The sequence below is a fragment of the Sphingomonas pokkalii genome, assembly GCF_003096275.1.
GTDB classification, from domain to species: Bacteria; Pseudomonadota; Alphaproteobacteria; order Sphingomonadales; family Sphingomonadaceae; genus Sphingomonas; species Sphingomonas pokkalii.
Window position 1 is genome coordinate 13,647 of record NZ_QENQ01000001.1, and the last position, 15,783, is coordinate 29,429.

A 15,783-nucleotide genomic window follows, 5' to 3' on the forward strand; every position below is an offset into this window, starting at 1 on the left:
GGATCGGGATGTCGTCCCCCAACGCGGCCGTCAAGCTGGAGGTATGACAAAGGATCGAAATTGGTCAGGCCGCGATCGACTCCCGCCCGCAATAGCGCTGAAGGAACGCCTCGTGCGTCGGCAGCTTGGCCAGCTGCGCGGCGATTCCGGCACGCAGGTCGCCCAGCGCCCGCTCCAGATCGGCGGAGGGGATTTCGCCCGGCATCGGGTGATGCGCGCGCGGCACCACGCCCTGCCCCAGCATCACCGCATTCCAGCTATCGACACGAAACAGATCGTCGCCGCTCTGATATGCATTGGCCCCTTCCTCGAACAGGGCGATCCGCGCGGCAAGGCTGTCGGGAACGGCGCGGGCGGCATGGTCGCGCCAGAAGGGCTCGGGCCGATCGTTGCGCTTGTAGTGCAGGATGATGAAGTCGCGAATATGCTCCGCCTCCGCGCGCGCCTGCGCGTTGAAGCGCTGGGCCGCAGCCGCCATGTCGTGGCGGCGCGGGAAATTCTGCAACAGCCGCGTGACGGCGATCATCACCAGGTGGATGCTGGTCGATTCCAGCGGTTCGATAAAGCCGCTCGCAAGGCCCAGTGCGACGCAATTATGGTTCCAGCTCTTCTTCCGCATACCGGTGGTGAAGCGGATCAGTCGCGGATCGAACAGCGCCCTGCCCGGCACCGCCGCCAGCAGTTGCTCGCGGGCCGCATCGTCGTCCAGATAGTCGCTGGCGAACACGAAACCGTTGCCCATTCGATGCTGCAGCGGAATCCGCCAGCGCCACCCGGCGCCATGGGCTATGGCGCGGGTATAGGGGACCGGTGGCTCGGTGGTTTCGGACTGGACCGCAAAGGCGCGATCGGTGGGCAGCCAGTGCCGCCAATCGTCATAGCCGGTTTCCAGCGCGCCTTCGATCAGCAGCGCGCGGAAGCCGGTGCAATCGATGAACAGATCGCCTGCCAGTCGCTCGCCATTCTCCAGCAGCAAGGCGGCGATGTTCCCGCTTTCGCCGTCGCGTTCCACCGCGGTAATCTGGCCCTCCACCCGGCGTACGCCCGCGGGCTCTGCCAGCCCGCGCAGAAACACGGCATAGGCGGTCGCATCGAGATGATAGGCATAGCCAAGCGGGGCGGGATCGGCGGTGGCGAAGCGATTGGCCAGCGCCGCCTGGGTCTCGAGCGAATAGTCGCCATACTCACCGCCGAATCCGCGGGTCTTCGCCTCCAGCCAGAAATGCTGGAAATCCGCGAGCGGCAGCGACCGACCGACCGTGCCGAACGGGTGGAAATACCGCACGCCTTCGCGCAGCCAGTTTTCGAACGAGATGCCCAGCTTGAAGCTCGCATTGGTCTCGCGCATGAACACTGGTTCGCGAATGCCGAGCAGCGCGTGGAAGCTGCGTGCGGTGGGGATGGTCGATTCGCCGACGCCGACGGTGCCGATCGCATCGGATTCGACCAGCGTGATATCCAGCGACGCACCGAGATGCCGGACCAGCGCCGCCGCGGCCACCCATCCCGCCGTGCCGCCGCCGGCGATCACGACCCGAAACTGCTTCTGCTCCGCCATCCGCATTCCCCTGTTCGTCTGGTCACCGGTTCTGCCGCCGGACGCCCGCTCGCGCTTTGACCTTAAACGAAAAATACCGCGCTACGCGAGCAGACTTGTGCCGTGGCGACGGCCGGTTATGAACCTGCCCCATGCGCCATATCCTGCTGCTCGACCTGAAGGACGATCCCGAAGCGATCGCCGCCTATCGCCATTGGCACCGGCCCGGCGGCCCGCCGGCCGCAGTCAACCGATCGATCCGCGAGGCCGGAATCGAATCGATGGAAATCTGGCAGGCAGGCGACCGGCTGGTGATGGTGATGGAAACCGGCCCCGCCTTCGATCCCGAAGCCAAGCGCGCCCGCGATGCCGCCGATCCCGACGTGCAGGCTTGGGAGACGCTGATGGACGGTTTCCAGAAGCGCCTGGCCTTCGCCGCCGAGGACGTGAAATGGGTGCCGACCGAGCAGATCTATTCGCTTGAGGCCCAACCCTGAGCCCCAGGCTCGGGTCAAAGCTCCACGATCGCCTTCAACACCGTATCCGCCTCGGCGATCAACTCGGGAATCCGCTGCGGCACCGCGTCGATGGCGAGGCTGTGGGTATGGAGGATTTCGGTCGGGATATCGCCCGACCGCATCGCCGCGATCACGCGCTGGAAATCGCTTGCCAGCGCGTTGCGGCTGGCGAGCATCACCGTCTCGCGCTTGTGGAATTCGGGATCGGCGAAGCTCAGTTCGCCGGGCGCGACGCCGACCAGCACCAGCGCACCGCCATGCCCGACGAAATCGAGGCTGCGCCGCATTGCCGCCAACGAACCGGATGCGTCCACCACCACATCGAACATGTCGCCGCAGGTCCGCTCGATGAGCACGCTGCCCAGCGCCTCATCGGCCACCAGGCCTTCGAACCCCAGCTTGTTGCGGGCAAAGGCCAGGCGCGGCGCGCGCTGATCGACCAGGGTCACGTCGAACCCATCGAGGCGACCGAACAGCGCCGAGGCGATACCGATCGGGCCGGCGCCGACGACCAGCATCCGCCCTTCACCATCCTTGGGTGCGCGCGAAATCGCATGGGCGCCGATCGCCAGAAACTCGACCATCGCCGCCTGATCGAGCGTCAGCCCCGTCGCGTCGATCACCGCGCGTTCGGGCACCACCAGGAGATCGCACATTCCACCATCGCTATGCACGCCGAGCACGTTGATGTTGACGCAGGCGTTGGGCCGCCCCTTCCGGCAGGCGATGCAATGGCCGCAGGCAAGATAGGGGTTGATCGCAACGATCCGCCCAATCTCCAGCGTCGCCCCCTCGCCCAGTGCGACGATCTCGCCGCCCAGTTCATGGCCCATCACCCGCGGATAGCTGAGGAACGGATGCCGGCCCGAAAAGATGTGATAATCGGTGCCGCACAGGCCGACACGGCGCACACGGACCAGCACCTCGCCCGGGCCGGGCACCGGCGCCTCGCGGTTGACCTGGGCAAGCTGAAACGGCTCCTGGCAGATGATGGCGCGCATGATCGGTCTCCTAGCCCGCGCCTTGCCACGATAAATCGCGTATATGCAAGATTGTTTGCGCTAATGAATACACGCCCTAGGCGAGATCCAGCGCATAGGCCCGTATCGCATTGCCGCCAAAAACCGCCGTCGCCGCTTCCGGACAGTGGCGCGCGACGAACTGTTCGACGATCTCAAAAGTATCCCGGTAGCAGCCCGCGAGCGCGCAGACCGGCCAGTCCGATCCCCAGAGCACCCGGTCGGCACCGAAGCGGCTGAAGACATGATCCAGATAGCGTTCGAAATCGGAAAGCTGCCACGCCGCATGATCGGCCTCCGTCACAAGGCCGGACACTTTGCAGAACAGGTCCGGATGCTGCGCCGCCGCCGCGATCTGATCGGCCCAGGGGTGCCACGCCCCCGCCCGGATATCGGGCTTCGCGGCATGGTCGAGCACCAATCGGCCTTCGCCGCATCGATCGAGGAAGCGCGGCAGCGATCCCAGCTGCGCGGCATTGACGAGTATATCATAGGTCAGGCCGCGCGCGAGCACCGCCCCGACGCCCCGCACAAAGGCATCGCCGAGCAGGAAATCAGGATCCGGCTCGTCCTGCACGACATGGCGATAGCCGAGAATCGATTGCCCTGCCCGCTGCTCCAGTCGATCGGCAATATCCGCCGCGCGCAGATCGATCCAGCCCACCACCCCCGCGATACGCGGCTGGCGTTCGGCACAGGCGAGCAGGAAGTCGGTTTCCCCGTCGCACTGCCGTGCCTGCACCGCGACCGCGCGATCGACACCGGCAGTGTCCATCGCGGCGACCAGATCTTCGGCATCGAAATCGCGGGCGATCGCGCTGCCCGGTTCGATCCAGCCGAAACTTTCGGCCGTATAGGCCCAGAGGTGGTGATGAGCATCGATCCGCATGGTCGCCGCATAGCGCAAGCCGCGCCGGCGCCACCACCCAAAAGCTACCTGCCGACGCAGGGTGCATGGAAACCCGCGCTTGGCTGGGCGGTTATCCGTCCTGATACTGCGCGCCTGCGATTCGATCGGAACAGGAACCACCCATGACCGCCACGCCCGACCCCGGCCAAGACGCACCCGAAGGGCCCGCCCCCGCCGCCGAGACCCGGCAGCCGCTCCCGCGCGAGGGTCGAGTGGATGCGCTTGCCGGCCCACAACCCGACGGGATTCCGATGACCGGCGAGGAAGACCCGTTGGTGGAAGTGGAGCAGTTCAGCGAAGCGGTGCGCCGCTTCAGCGAAAGCGAACGGGACCGGAAGGCATAGCGCTGCCCCGCGCCGCTGCCATCACCGCACCACCGGCAGCGTCACTGCGGAGCCGCTGCACACCCGCTGCGTCGCCTTGCGATAGTCCTCCGGCTTGGCCTTATAGATGTTCGCCACGAAGGTCTGCGGGTTGCGGTCGATCACCGGGAACCAGCTCGACTGGACCTGCACCATGATCCGGTGCCCCTTCTTGAACACATGGTCGTGGTCGCGCAGCGGAAAGTCCCACGCGGTCACCTGGTCGGGCACCAGCGGCGTCGCCTGTTCGAAGCTCTTGAGATAGCGGCCGCGGCGGATCTCCATCGCGATCGGCAGTTCATAGCCGTTGAGGCCCTTGGCATAGGCGCCCAGCGCGGTCGGTGCCTTTTCATAGTCCTCGGGGAACACGTCGATCAGCTTGACGACGAAATCGCTGTCGGTGCCGCTGGTCGAGGCCATCAGCTTGGCGGTGACCTCGCCGGTGACGGTCAGGTCGTTCTCCAGTGGTGCGGAGACGTAGCTGAGCACGTCGGGCCGGTCGTCGACGAAGCGCTGGTCCTCGGCTTCCCACCAGCGCCAGTCGGGCGTCGCATAGGTGGCGGACATCGGGCGCGGCCGGAACGGCACGGGCCGCGCCGGATCGCTCACATAGTCGCGGCAGCCCTCGCCCGCTGCCGGCGCAGTGAAGCTCAGCGCGCCATCGGCGTGCAGATAGAGGTTCGTCGGCTGCGCATTGGCGAGCGGGTAGGTCTGGTACGTCTTCCACTGCCACGAGCCTGACTGGAAGCTCTTCAGCGCGTAGTCGGGCTTGGTGCCGGTGCCGTGCAGCCAATAGGCGAAGAACGGCGCCTCGACCTGCTCGATGAACTGGGTGCCGCTGTCGACGCCGAAGGGAATGCGGCCGAGGCTGTTGGCCGGCGTGTGCCAGGTGCCGTGCGCCCAGGGGCCTGCGACCATCAGCGCAAGCTTGTTCGGATCGTTGGCGCGCTGCTTTTCCCAGATCTTCCAGCTGCCCCAGGGGTCTTCCTGGTCCCAGTACCCGGCGACGTTGAGCGTCGGCACCGTCGTCTTGCCGAGCGCGTTCGACCAGACCTGCTTCTTCCAGTGATCGTCATAGTCGGGATGCTCGATCATCTCGCGATAGCGCGGCACCCGGCCCTTGAAATAGCGCTTCTCGATCTCGTCGGGCGAGCCGGCGTGGAGGAACCAGTCATAGGTGTCGTAGCGGTCGTAGAGGCTGATGCCGTCATTGGTCGTCTTGTCGGCCTGGAGGCCGTTCACCCAATCGCTGGCATAGGTCAGCCGCATCGCGCCCCAGCGGTGGAGATCGTCGTTCTTCCAGTAATCGATCCATGCCGCCTGCGGGCTGGTCGCCTTGAGCGCCGGGTGCGGCTTGGCGAGCGCGATCGCCGCGGTGAAGCCGGGATAGGAAACGCCCCACATGCCGACCTTGCCGTTGTTGGGCTTCACATTCTTTACCAGCCAGTCGATCGAATCATAGGCGTCGGTCGCCTCGTCGACCGCGCCCTTGCCGGTCTTCACCTCGGTGGAGAGGGTGAACGGCCCGCCCTCCGACTTGAAGCGGCCGCGCATGTCCTGGAACACGAAGATATAGCCGTCGCGCACCAGCGGCGCCCAGCTGTTCGGCACGCGGCCCGGTGCGGCATCGGGCGAACCATAGGGGCTGCGCTGGAACAGGATCGGCAGCGGGCCCTTGGCGTCCTTGGGCCGCAGGATGACGGTGTGGAGCTTCACCCCGTCGCGCATCGGAATCATCGCCTCTTCGAAGGTGAAGGGCGCTTCGCTCGCGACGGGGGCGGACTGCGGCGGCGCGGCGGCCGCGAGTGGGGCGGCAAGCGCCGCTAATGCTACCGTAACCAGCCAGTGCCGCATGTTCGTCGATCCCCCAGAAAGCGAGGGTGACTTGGTGCGGCAAGACGCCGCCGGGATCAAGCCGGCGGCGCGTAACCAACAGTTAGTCGACGCGGTGCTCGCCCTTCACCCAGCGCACGGTGCCCGAGCTGGCACGCATCACCACGCTCTCGGTGGTCATCTTGCCGCGTACCCGCTTCACGCCCGCCAGCAGCGAGCCGTCGGTGACGCCGGTCGCGGCGAAGATGCAGTCTCCCTTGGCGAGTTCGTCGAGCGAATAGATCTTGTCGAGATCCTCGATGCCCCATTTGTAGGCGCGGGCGCGCTCGTCTTCGTTGCGGAACACCAGCCGGCCCTGGAACTGGCCGCCCACGCAGCGCAGCGCCGCGCAGGCCAGCACCCCCTCTGGGGCGCCGCCCTGGCCCATATAGACGTCGATGGTCGTATCCGGGTCGCTGGTCGCGATCACCCCCGCCACGTCGCCGTCCGGGATCAGCATGATGCCGCAGCCGATGCCGCGCAGCTCGGCGACCAGCTTCTCGTGGCGCGGCCGATCGAGCACACAGGCGATGATCTCGTTGGGCTTCACGCCCTTCGCCGCGGCGATCGCCTCGATATTCTCGGTCGGGGTCTTGTTGAGATCGATCACGCCCTGCGGATAGCCGGGGCCGACCGCGATCTTGTCCATGTACACGTCGGGGGCGTTGAGCAGATTGCCCTCCTCCGCCACCGCCAGCACCGCCAGCGCGTTCGGGCCTGCCTTGGCGGTGATCGTCGTGCCTTCCAGCGGATCGAGCGCGATATCGATCTTCGGGCCCTTGCCGATCGCCGAGCCGACCTTCTCGCCGATATAGAGCATCGGCGCCTCGTCGCGCTCGCCTTCGCCGATCACCACGGTGCCGTCCATGTAGAGCTGGTTCAGTGCCTCGCGCATCGCCTCGACCGCAGCGGCATCGGCGGCCTTTTCGTCGCCCCGACCGACCAGGCTGGAGGCGGCGATCGCCGCCGCTTCGGTGACGCGCACCATTTCGAGCACCAGGACACGGTCGAGAACTTGGCTTGCGTTCGTCATCGGTCAACATCCCCTCATACGATTGTGCGTTGCGATAGGGACGCGGCGGCAAGCTGTCGAGGGCGCTAACGTTGTCAGCGCCCCTGTCTGAACGACTTGGTGATTTCTTTCCCCTTTCAGGATATAGTATTGCCGATTCGAGTTCCGGGACGAACGCAATGTTGCTGCCGCTGCTGTTGCTTGCCCAAACCAGCGCCGTTCCCACGGTGCTTGCGGACTATCGCGAACGGACCCGTGCCGAAATTCCCTGCCGAACGCCGAACGATCAGGGCGAGATCGTGGTCTGCGCCCGCCGCGAAGCCGATCGCTATCGGGTACCATTGGTTTCCAACGATCCCGGCAAGGATTCGGATGCCGCGCGGCTCAACCGGCTGATCGGCGATCGCGACCAGCAGGGCATCACCGCCTGCGGCAAGGGGGCGTTCATGGTGAAATGCGGGTCGGTGGGCGTGGCGGCCACCTTCGGCGCCGATGGGCGCGTCCACTATGTCCCGCGGGAGCTGGCACCGTAATTGCCGCAGACCCACGCAACCACATGAAAAGCGGCGCGTTGCGGGATGGGGACACGATAGGAGGGCCTATGTTGTTGATCGCACTGGCATTGCAAAGCGCGACCATGGCACCGCCCGCTATCGTTGCCGCTGCCCCCCGGATCATGCGCGCTACCCTGCGTCGCTCCGCACGGCCGGCGCCGTCGCCAACGCCCCTGCTTTCCGCCTGCCGCACGGCCAATCGCTGCGACGATCGCAACGCCCTTACCGGTTTCCGGGTGACCGCAGCACGCGCACCGCTGATCGACCGCAAGCTGGAGATGATCCATGCGGCGGAAGGCCCGAGCTGCGGCCTGACCGGTATGCCGGTATGCCCCGCGCGCGGACGCCGGATCCTTCAGCTCGCCTATTGATCGCGAAAGGCCGCACGCCGCCGATCACGCATCAAGGCCGATCACGCATCAAGAATGTGCATCCACATCGGCTCGCCGGTCAGGCTCTGGGATCCCCGCAGCTTTTCCAGCGCCTGGGCGATGCTGCGCTCCGGCGCTTCGTGCGTGACGATGGCGACCAACGCGCTGCCGTCCGGGCTGACCCCGCGCTGGATCAGGCTTTCGATCGAGACACCCGCATCGCGCATCGCCGCCGCGATCTCCGCCAGCACGCCGACGCGATCGGCCACGGTGAAGCGCACATAGGAACGGCCGCGGCGCTCGCCGCTGTCCGCGGCAGGCTGGGCGGCCAGTGCCGCGGCCGGCATCGCATAAGGCGGGCCATATTCGCCGCGGGCGATATCGATAAGGTCGGCGACCACCGCGCTGGCGGTGGGGCCGTCGCCCGCGCCCGGGCCCTGGAACAGCAGCCGGCCGACGAAATTGCCTTCCGCCACCACCGCATTCGTCGAACCCGTCACATGCGCCAGCGGATGGCCGAGCGGCACGAGGTGCGCGTGGACGCGCTGGAACAGGCCGTGCGCGCCCGCATCCGCGATGCCGAGCAGCCGGACACGGTAGCCCAGCGTCGCCGCCTCGGCGATGTCGGCCGCCAGGATGTGGCGGATGCCGCTCGCCTTCAGGTCACCGAAGGCGGGCTGGGTGCCGAAGGCGATGCTGGCAAGGATCGACAGCTTGTGCGCGGCGTCGATGCCGTCGATGTCGAAGGTCGGGTCCGCCTCGGCATAGCCGAGCGCCTGCGCCTCGGCGAGGATCTCGGCGAAGTCGCGGCCCTCGGCTTCCATCTTGGAGAGGATGAAATTGCAGGTGCCGTTGAGGATGCCGTACACGCGGCCGATCTCGTTGGCCGCCGCACCTTCGCGCAGGCCCTTGATCACCGGCACGCCGCCGGCCACCGCCGCTTCGAACTTGAGCGCACGTTGCGACGCTTCCGCCGCCTGCGCGAGTTCGAGGCCATGATGCGCGATCATCGCCTTGTTGGCGGTGACGAAGCTCTTGCCCGCACCCAGCGCTGCACGGGCGAGCGCGAGTGCCGGGCCGTCCGATCCACCGACCAGTTCCACCACCACATCGGCGTCGGCATGGCGCGCCAGCGCGACGGGATCATCGACCCAGTCGAAGCGCGACAGATCGATGCCGCGATCCTTGGTGCGGTCCCGGGCGGAGACGGCGACGACTTCGATCCGGCGGCCGGCGCGGCGGGTAATCAGCTCGGCATTGGCGTCGAGCAGGCGAATCACGCCGCCGCCCACCGTCCCGAGCCCCGCCAGTGCCACGCGCAACGCTTCCGCCATTCGTCGTTCCTTCAATTCCATACAGCGAGGCGGCGGCCGAAGCGCTTGTCGCTCCGCCGCCGCCCGCCGTCCCTAGCGTCTTCCATTCCTAGAAAGGAAGACAGATTTTGTCGCTGAAACCGGCGTACGCGGCCATATTATTTCTTGATCAGTCCGATCTCGACCAAGCGCTCGTGCAGATAATCATGCGCGGTGATCGGCTCCGGATAGCGGTTCGGATTGTCCGCGCTGATGCAGCCGGGCAGCGTCTTGATCAGGAAATCGGGCGCCGGATGCAGGAAGAACGGCATCGAATAGCGCGAATGGCCGCGGCGCTCCGGCGGCGGATTGACGACGCGGTGCGTGGTCGAGGGCAGCACATGGTTGGTCAGGCGCTGCAACATGTCGCCGACATTGATCACCATCGCGCCCTCGGGCGGCTTCACCGCCAGCCACTTGCCGTCGCGGTCGAGCAGTTCGAGCCCCGCTTCCTCCGCACCGAGCAGCAGCGTGATGAGGTTGATGTCCTCATGCGCGCCCGCGCGAACCTCGGGCGCGTCGGCATCGACCGGCGGATAGTGCAGCAGGCGCAGCACGGAGTTGCCGTCCTTCACCGCGGCATCGAACCAGTCCGGCGCGAGGCCCAGATAGCGAGCCACCGCCGAAAGCAGCTTGTCCCCCGCCGCGTCGAAGGCGCCGAACAGTTCGACGAACGTGTCACGGAAGCCCTCGGGCGCGGCAGGCCAGACGTTCGGCGCCATCAGGCCCGCAAAGCGGTGGCCGGCAGCCAGCTCGCGGCCGATGTGCCAGAATTCCTTGAGGTCGACATGGCTCGCGCCCTTGGCGATCTCGGTCTTGAACGGGGTATAGCCGCGTGCGCCGCCGCCGCCGGGAATGAAATGTGCCCGCTTCGCTTCCTCGGGAAGATCGAAGAACGCCTTGGTAAGGCGCCAGGCGCGCTCGATCAGTTCCTGCGATACGCCATGATCGCGCACCACCGCGAAGCCGAACCGCTGGAACGACTGGCCGAACGCCTGAGCGAACCCCTCTGGATCGCCGGCCTGCGCGTTCAGCGACAGCACCGGAATTTCGGCTAGGGTATCCAACATCGTCACTCCAAAAACAAAGCCCGTGGTTAGCCGCAGCGGCGGGCGGCGTACAAGCTTGGGAAGTTTCCCGATGGCCTGCCGCCGCGAAGCGTCAGCGGCCGACCTGCATCAGCCCCTTGGTCTTGCCGCCGCCGATATCGCCCAGTTGCAACGCGAACGGCTTGCCGTCTTCCGTCGTGCCGATCAGGTTCGCGTCCTTGGTCGTGACCTTGAAGCCCTGCTTGGTCATGTTGTCGCGGAACCAGTCGCGCACCACGGTGGGTTCGGCGGGACTTTCGAATTCGACGATGACCTTGCCGTCGCCGTTCTTTTCGCCATCGCCGCCATCGAGCCGCAGGTTGCGCAGCGTCGACCCGGGATAGAGCGTAACCCCTTCGATATCGAAATCCTTGGCGTTCAGCGCGCCCTTGGGCAAGGTGATCGAGCCTTCGATGCCCGGCGCCTTGATCTCCACGCGGCCATTGCCATCGGTAGCGAGGATCGCGTTGCCAGCGCTATCATTGTCTTCGATCGTGATGCTCGTGCCACCGTTGCACGCGGCGAGCGCGACGGTCAGCAACAGCGGGGCGAGAAAGCGAGTCATCGGGAAAATCCTCCGGTGGTTCGGGACGGCAATGTTGTTGCGCGCGGCCGTCCGTCAACCCGAAAAGGGGTGACGGGCCAGTCGCCTTCGGCCATTGCCAACGCATGGATTCGCCGTCCCGCACCATCGCTTCGGCCCAACAGGCCCCGATCGGCTTTGTAGAGTTCGTGACGCTGGCCGCCGCGTTGATGGCGCTGACCGCGCTGGGCATCGATTCGATGCTGCCGGCACTGCCCGCGATCGGCACCAGCCTGAGCGTCGAATCGGCCAATCACCGCCAGTTCGTGATTACCGCCTTCCTGATCGGCTTCGGCACCGCGCAGTTGCTCTATGGCCCCTTGTCCGATCGCTACGGACGGCGGCCGGTGCTGCTGGTCGCGCTCGGCTTTTATGTGACGACGAGCGGAATCGCCGCCATTTCCGGCAGCTTCGCGCTGCTGCTGGTGGCCCGCGTCGCAATGGGAACCGCTGCCGCGGGGTCGCGGGTGGTGACGGTCGCGATGGTCCGCGATTGCTATGCGGGGCGTGCGATGGCGCGGGTGATGAGCCTGGTATTCATCGTGTTCATGGCGGCGCCGATCTTCGCGCCCGCGGTGGGCCAGGCGATCCTGGCGGCGGGGGGATCGTGGCGTACGATCTTCTGGGGCTGCGGCGTGATTGCGGCCGCGGTGGGCCTGTGGTTCGCCCTGCGGATGCCCGAGACGCTGGGCACCGGCGAGCGCCAGCCGCTGCGGGCCGCACGGGTGATCGGCGATTACGGCACGATGCTGCGCGATCGGGCGGCGGTGGGCTACACCATCGCCACCGGCCTGCTTTCGGGCGCGCTGTTCGGCTTCATCGGCTCGATTCAGCAGGTCATGTCCGACGTGTTCCATCGGCCCGAATTGCTGACGCCGGTGTTCGCCGGCGTCGCGGGGACGATGGCGATCGGATCGTTCCTCAATTCGCGCATCGTGATGCGGCTGGGGACCCGCGTCATTTCGCACACCGCGCTGACGCTGTTGACCCTGGTTGCGGCCATCCATCTGGCCGTCACGCTGCTGGGACTGGAAACGCTGTGGAGCTTCGCGGTCCTGCAGGCGCTGATGATGGCATGTTTCGGCCTCGCCACCTCCAACTTCTCGGCGATGGCGATGGAGAAGATGGGCGCGATCGCCGGCACCGCGTCCAGCCTGCAGGGTTTCGTGACGACGCTGGTGGGCGCGCTGATCGGCGCGGCGATCGGCCAGGCCTTCGATGGCTCGACTGTACCCTTGTATAGCGGATTTCTCCTAATGGGCGGCCTATCGGTCGCGGTCGTAGCAATCACCGAGCGCGGACGGATGTTTCGGCCCAGCTGACCGGAACGCAGGGCGACCAGCGCCGTTGCGCTTCCATGCCCCGGCGGTGTTCGCCCGGGGGCGAATGAGGAGGATGAGCGATGAGCGGCCAGCAGCTTCCCGGCCAGGGGCCCGGCGACGACGGATATGACGCGGAAGGCTATGACGAAAGCCAGCGTGCCGAAATTCTGGAAGCGACCTCCGACGGCCCCGATGACGGTGCGATCCTGACCGACCTGACCCCCGATCTGGGCGGCGCGGAGGACGACGACGATGATCTCGACGCCCTCGCCATGACCGACGACGAGATCGGCGAAGAGGATGAAGACCTCGATCTGGACGAGGACGATCAGGACGAAGACGAGGTCCAGGCTGATTTCGACGATGACGATCTCGACGACGAAGATCTGGACGAAGAACTCGATGATCGCGACGACAAGGCGCTCGAGCCCTGATCGCGGGGGCAGGGTTCCCAGGAACCGGCGCATCCGCTGTTTCGTTCGCTTGCCTGTACTCGAGGAAAATCGGATGCGCCTGATCCCCTTCCTGCTTTTGTGCACGCTTGCCGCCTGTTCCGGCGGCGGTGAGTCCGCTCCTGCGGAAAACAGCACAGCGCACGGCAACCAGATGTCCGCCGCGCCGGCGCCGCACCCCTCCCCGCGCCAACCGGCGCCGCTGGAACCGCTCACGCCGCCCGCGCCGGGCCAGCCGGGCGGGCTGCCCGACGACCGCACGCCCGTCAGCGAAGCGCCGTTCACGCCGGACAGCGCACAGGGTGCCGCGAATATCGTCCAGACCTATTATGCCCTGATCGAGGCGCGCCGCTATGCCGAGGCCTGGGCACTGTGGAGCGATGGCGGCCGCGCCTCCGGCGGCGATGCCGCGCAATTCGCCGCGCGTTTCGCTCCCTATTCGGAATATCACGCCAATATCGGCGCGCCGGGGCAGATCGAAGCGGGCGCCGGGCAGCGCTATGTCACCGTGCCGGTGCAGATCTATGCCCGTATCAAGGCGAGCGGCAAGCCATTCTACCAGTTGGGCGACGTGACGCTCCACCGCACCGGCGACATCGACGGTGCCACGCCCGAGCAGCGCCAATGGCGGATCCGGGCGATCAAGTTCCAGGGCGACCCCGGCAAGCCGGCGCAATAGCTTTGCCTCGCGCGCTTCGGCGCTACAATGATGCCCATGGCCCGATTTGCGCGCATCATCACCGCCAGCCCCGCCGATATCGACGAACTGGGGCATGTGAACAACGCCGTCTGGGTCGCGTGGATTCAGGATCTCGCCGTCGCGCATTGGAACGCGCTGGCGACCGCGGCGGAGCGCGATGCCTGCATCTGGGTCGTGACGCGGCACGAGATCGATTATCGCGGCAATCTTCGCGTAGGCGAGACGGTGACCGCCGAGACCTGGGTACCCGATCCGCCGCGCGGGGCGCGGTTCGACCGGCAGGTTCGTTTCCTGTCGGCGCAGGGGAAGGTGCTGGTCGCGGCCGTGACCAGTTGGGCGCTGATCGATCGCGCCAGCGGACGGCTGATGCGAGTGCCGGCAGACATGGCCGAGCGGTTCCGCGAGGGGCCGGCGACCTCCTGAACAGGCGCGGCGCCGGAGCGCGATCTCTGACGAAGCGAGTCGCTGGCGCGACGGACCGTGGTTCGCGCCTGTCCGAATTTCGCCTATCGTGCCTGGCGATGGCTTCCTGGCGCGTTCCCGCTTCGCTGGCAGTAATGGCGCTGCCGCTGCTTCTTTCCGCGTGTCTGTTCGGTAGCGGCGGCGGCGAGAAGCGGCCGGCACCGATCCGTGAACGAGCCAAGGGGCCGATCACGCTGCACGGCCCCACGCCACGCGAAACGCAGCAATGCTTCACCGATCTCTCGCGCAGCGGCATCCGCTACAGCCCAATACCCGATCGCGATTTCGGCGGCGGCTGCGTGGTGCTCGGCGCGGTCCAGCTGCTTGATATCGGCGTGCCGGTCAGCGGGATCAAATCGATGCGCTGCCCGCTCGCCCGTGCCTTTGCCGGCTGGGTACGATTCGCCGTAGCCCCCGCGGCGCGGCAGATTCTGGGCAGCGATCTGGTCCGGGTGGAAAGCTTCGGCACCTATGCCTGCCGGGCCATTGTCGGTCGGCCCGAATCCGCCACCAAATTATCCGAACACGGGCTGGCCAATGCGATAGACATTTCCGGCTTCGTCCTGAAGGACGGCCGGCGCATCACCATCCTGCGCGACTGGCAATCGTCGGATCCGGACGTGCACCGCTTCCTGGAGGCGGTGCACGGATCGGCCTGCAAGCGCTTCGCGACCGTGCTGAGCCCGCGCTACAACGCCGCCCATCGCGACCATCTGCACTTCGACATGGGCCGCGGCCCCTTCTGCGCTTGACGCTTTTCAAGCGCGGCGGAACGGCCTAATCGACCATCAATGAGTGACACGAGAGTCCCGTCGCGCGTGTTTCGCCCTGCCCAGCAGGAAGCCGAAAGCGCCAACACCGCCACCGGCACCCCGCAGACCGAACATCCCGCCTATCGGCTGGCATTCCAGGACATGGACTTCCTGCTGCGCGAGGATCTGCGGCCGATCCGCTTCCAGCTGGAGCTGCTGAAGCCGCAGCTGCTGCTCGACGAAGCGAACATCGCCTCCACCTTCGTGATCTATGGATCGGCCCGCATCCCGGAGCCGGCCAAGGCCGAAGCCGTGCTGGCACTGGCCGAAACCGATCAGCAGAAGCGGATCGCCAACAGCCTGGTCGCCAAGTCCAAATATTATGATGTCGCCCGCCGGCTGGGGCAGATCGCCAGCAACTTCCCGCTCGATGCCGCCGGCAAGCGCCACTTCGTCGTCACCTCGGGCGGCGGCCCGTCGATCATGGAAGCGGCGAACCGCGGCGCGCGCGACGTGGGGGCGGAGACGATCGGCCTGAACATCGTGCTGCCGCACGAACAGGCGCCCAACCCCTATGTCACCCCGGGGCTGAGCATGCAGTTCCACTATTTCGCGCTCAGGAAGATGCACTTCCTGCTCCATGCGCGGGCGGTGGCGGTGTTCCCGGGCGGGTTCGGCACGTTCGACGAGAGCTTCGAGCTGCTCACGCTGATCCAGACCGGCAAGGTCGATCCGATCCCGGTGCTGTTCTACGGCAAGGAATTCTGGAACCGCGTCGTCAATTTCGAGGCGCTGTGCGACGAAGGCGTGATCTCGCCGCGCGACCTGAACCTGTTCCACTTCTGCGAAACCGCGGAAGAGGGCTGGGAGATCGTGCAGGATTTCTGGCGCAACAAGGAAAAGCCGGCCGCCTGATC

General features: G+C 66.5%; 18 protein-coding genes. 10 read left to right on the forward strand and 8 right to left on the reverse strand.

All coding sequences use genetic code 11. The features are described from left to right. Positions 1-64 precede the first annotated feature (64 nt). Positions 65-1,558: a tryptophan halogenase family protein gene (locus DD559_RS00070; protein ID WP_116467396.1), complete on the reverse strand. Its 1,494-nt coding sequence runs from the start codon at positions 1,556-1,558 to the stop codon at positions 65-67. Between the two features lie 131 nt (positions 1,559-1,689). Here DD559_RS00070 and DD559_RS00075 point away from each other — a divergent pair, with 131 nt between their 5' ends. Beyond that, positions 1,690-2,034, forward strand: a complete 345-nt coding sequence (locus DD559_RS00075; protein ID WP_116467397.1) for an L-rhamnose mutarotase — start codon at positions 1,690-1,692, stop codon at positions 2,032-2,034. Positions 2,035-2,048: 14 nt separating this feature from the next. Here DD559_RS00075 and DD559_RS00080 read toward each other — a convergent pair whose 3' ends face one another. After that, positions 2,049-3,056 (reverse strand): zinc-binding alcohol dehydrogenase family protein, encoded by a 1,008-nt coding sequence (locus tag DD559_RS00080; protein WP_116467398.1) that lies wholly within the window; start codon positions 3,054-3,056, stop codon positions 2,049-2,051. Between the two features lie 76 nt (positions 3,057-3,132). Then, a complete protein-coding gene (locus DD559_RS00085; protein ID WP_240610059.1) occupies positions 3,133-3,963 on the reverse strand; it encodes an amidohydrolase family protein in 831 nt (276 codons plus the stop codon). Between the two features lie 143 nt (positions 3,964-4,106). Here DD559_RS00085 and DD559_RS00090 point away from each other — a divergent pair, with 143 nt between their 5' ends. After that, a complete protein-coding gene (locus DD559_RS00090) occupies positions 4,107-4,328 on the forward strand; it encodes a hypothetical protein (RefSeq protein ID WP_116467400.1) in 222 nt (73 codons plus the stop codon). A 21-nt stretch (positions 4,329-4,349) separates the two neighbouring features. Here the strand turns inward: DD559_RS00090 and DD559_RS00095 are convergent, their stop codons facing one another. Then, a complete protein-coding gene (locus tag DD559_RS00095) occupies positions 4,350-6,200 on the reverse strand; it encodes a CocE/NonD family hydrolase (protein ID WP_116467401.1) in 1,851 nt (616 codons plus the stop codon). A gap of 82 nt (positions 6,201-6,282) precedes the next feature. After that, entirely contained in the window at positions 6,283-7,251 is a 969-nt protein-coding gene (gene glpX, locus DD559_RS00100; protein ID WP_116467402.1) for a class II fructose-bisphosphatase, read from the reverse strand. A gap of 158 nt (positions 7,252-7,409) precedes the next feature. Between glpX and DD559_RS00105 the strand changes: the two genes are divergently transcribed. Together DD559_RS00105 and DD559_RS00110 are read left to right on the forward strand one after the other, a co-directional pair. Further along, complete coding sequence (locus DD559_RS00105) at positions 7,410-7,763, forward strand: hypothetical protein (RefSeq protein WP_116467403.1); 354 nt, start codon at positions 7,410-7,412, stop codon at positions 7,761-7,763. Positions 7,764-7,831: 68 nt separating this feature from the next. Then, positions 7,832-8,155 carry a hypothetical protein gene (locus tag DD559_RS00110; protein WP_165830937.1) on the forward strand — a complete coding sequence of 108 codons (324 nt, stop codon included), beginning with the start codon at positions 7,832-7,834 and terminating at the stop codon, positions 8,153-8,155. 41 nt (positions 8,156-8,196) lie between these two features. Here the strand turns inward: DD559_RS00110 and DD559_RS00115 are convergent, their stop codons facing one another. From DD559_RS00115 to DD559_RS00125, 3 genes are all read right to left on the reverse strand, one after another. Further along, positions 8,197-9,489 carry a homoserine dehydrogenase gene (locus tag DD559_RS00115; RefSeq protein WP_116467404.1) on the reverse strand — a complete coding sequence of 431 codons (1,293 nt, stop codon included), beginning with the start codon at positions 9,487-9,489 and terminating at the stop codon, positions 8,197-8,199. Positions 9,490-9,626: 137 nt separating this feature from the next. After that, positions 9,627-10,577, reverse strand: coding sequence for an isopenicillin N synthase family dioxygenase (locus tag DD559_RS00120; protein WP_116467405.1), 951 nt, complete (start codon positions 10,575-10,577; stop codon positions 9,627-9,629). A gap of 91 nt (positions 10,578-10,668) precedes the next feature. Continuing rightward, complete coding sequence (locus tag DD559_RS00125) at positions 10,669-11,160, reverse strand: hypothetical protein (RefSeq protein WP_116467406.1); 492 nt, start codon at positions 11,158-11,160, stop codon at positions 10,669-10,671. A 104-nt stretch (positions 11,161-11,264) separates the two neighbouring features. Between DD559_RS00125 and DD559_RS00130 the strand changes: the two genes are divergently transcribed. The 6 genes from DD559_RS00130 (at position 11,265) to DD559_RS00155 (ending at position 15,781) form a co-directional block, all read left to right on the forward strand. Next, the gene (locus tag DD559_RS00130) at positions 11,265-12,500 is read left to right on the forward strand and encodes a multidrug effflux MFS transporter (RefSeq protein ID WP_116467407.1); all 1,236 of its coding nucleotides are present in this window, start codon (positions 11,265-11,267) and stop codon (positions 12,498-12,500) included. Positions 12,501-12,580: 80 nt separating this feature from the next. Continuing rightward, positions 12,581-12,934 carry a DNA primase gene (locus DD559_RS19700; protein WP_165830938.1) on the forward strand — a complete coding sequence of 118 codons (354 nt, stop codon included), beginning with the start codon at positions 12,581-12,583 and terminating at the stop codon, positions 12,932-12,934. Between the two features lie 73 nt (positions 12,935-13,007). Next, positions 13,008-13,631: a hypothetical protein gene (locus DD559_RS00140; RefSeq protein ID WP_116467408.1), complete on the forward strand. Its 624-nt coding sequence runs from the start codon at positions 13,008-13,010 to the stop codon at positions 13,629-13,631. A 36-nt stretch (positions 13,632-13,667) separates the two neighbouring features. Next, positions 13,668-14,075 (forward strand): acyl-CoA thioesterase, encoded by a 408-nt coding sequence (locus tag DD559_RS00145; protein ID WP_116467409.1) that lies wholly within the window; start codon positions 13,668-13,670, stop codon positions 14,073-14,075. 98 nt (positions 14,076-14,173) lie between these two features. Then, on the forward strand, positions 14,174-14,866 hold the full coding sequence (locus tag DD559_RS00150) for an extensin family protein (protein WP_116467410.1): 693 nt from the start codon (positions 14,174-14,176) through the stop codon (positions 14,864-14,866). Positions 14,867-14,905: 39 nt separating this feature from the next. Continuing rightward, positions 14,906-15,781 carry an LOG family protein gene (locus DD559_RS00155; RefSeq protein WP_116467411.1) on the forward strand — a complete coding sequence of 292 codons (876 nt, stop codon included), beginning with the start codon at positions 14,906-14,908 and terminating at the stop codon, positions 15,779-15,781. Positions 15,782-15,783: the final 2 nt, after the last annotated feature.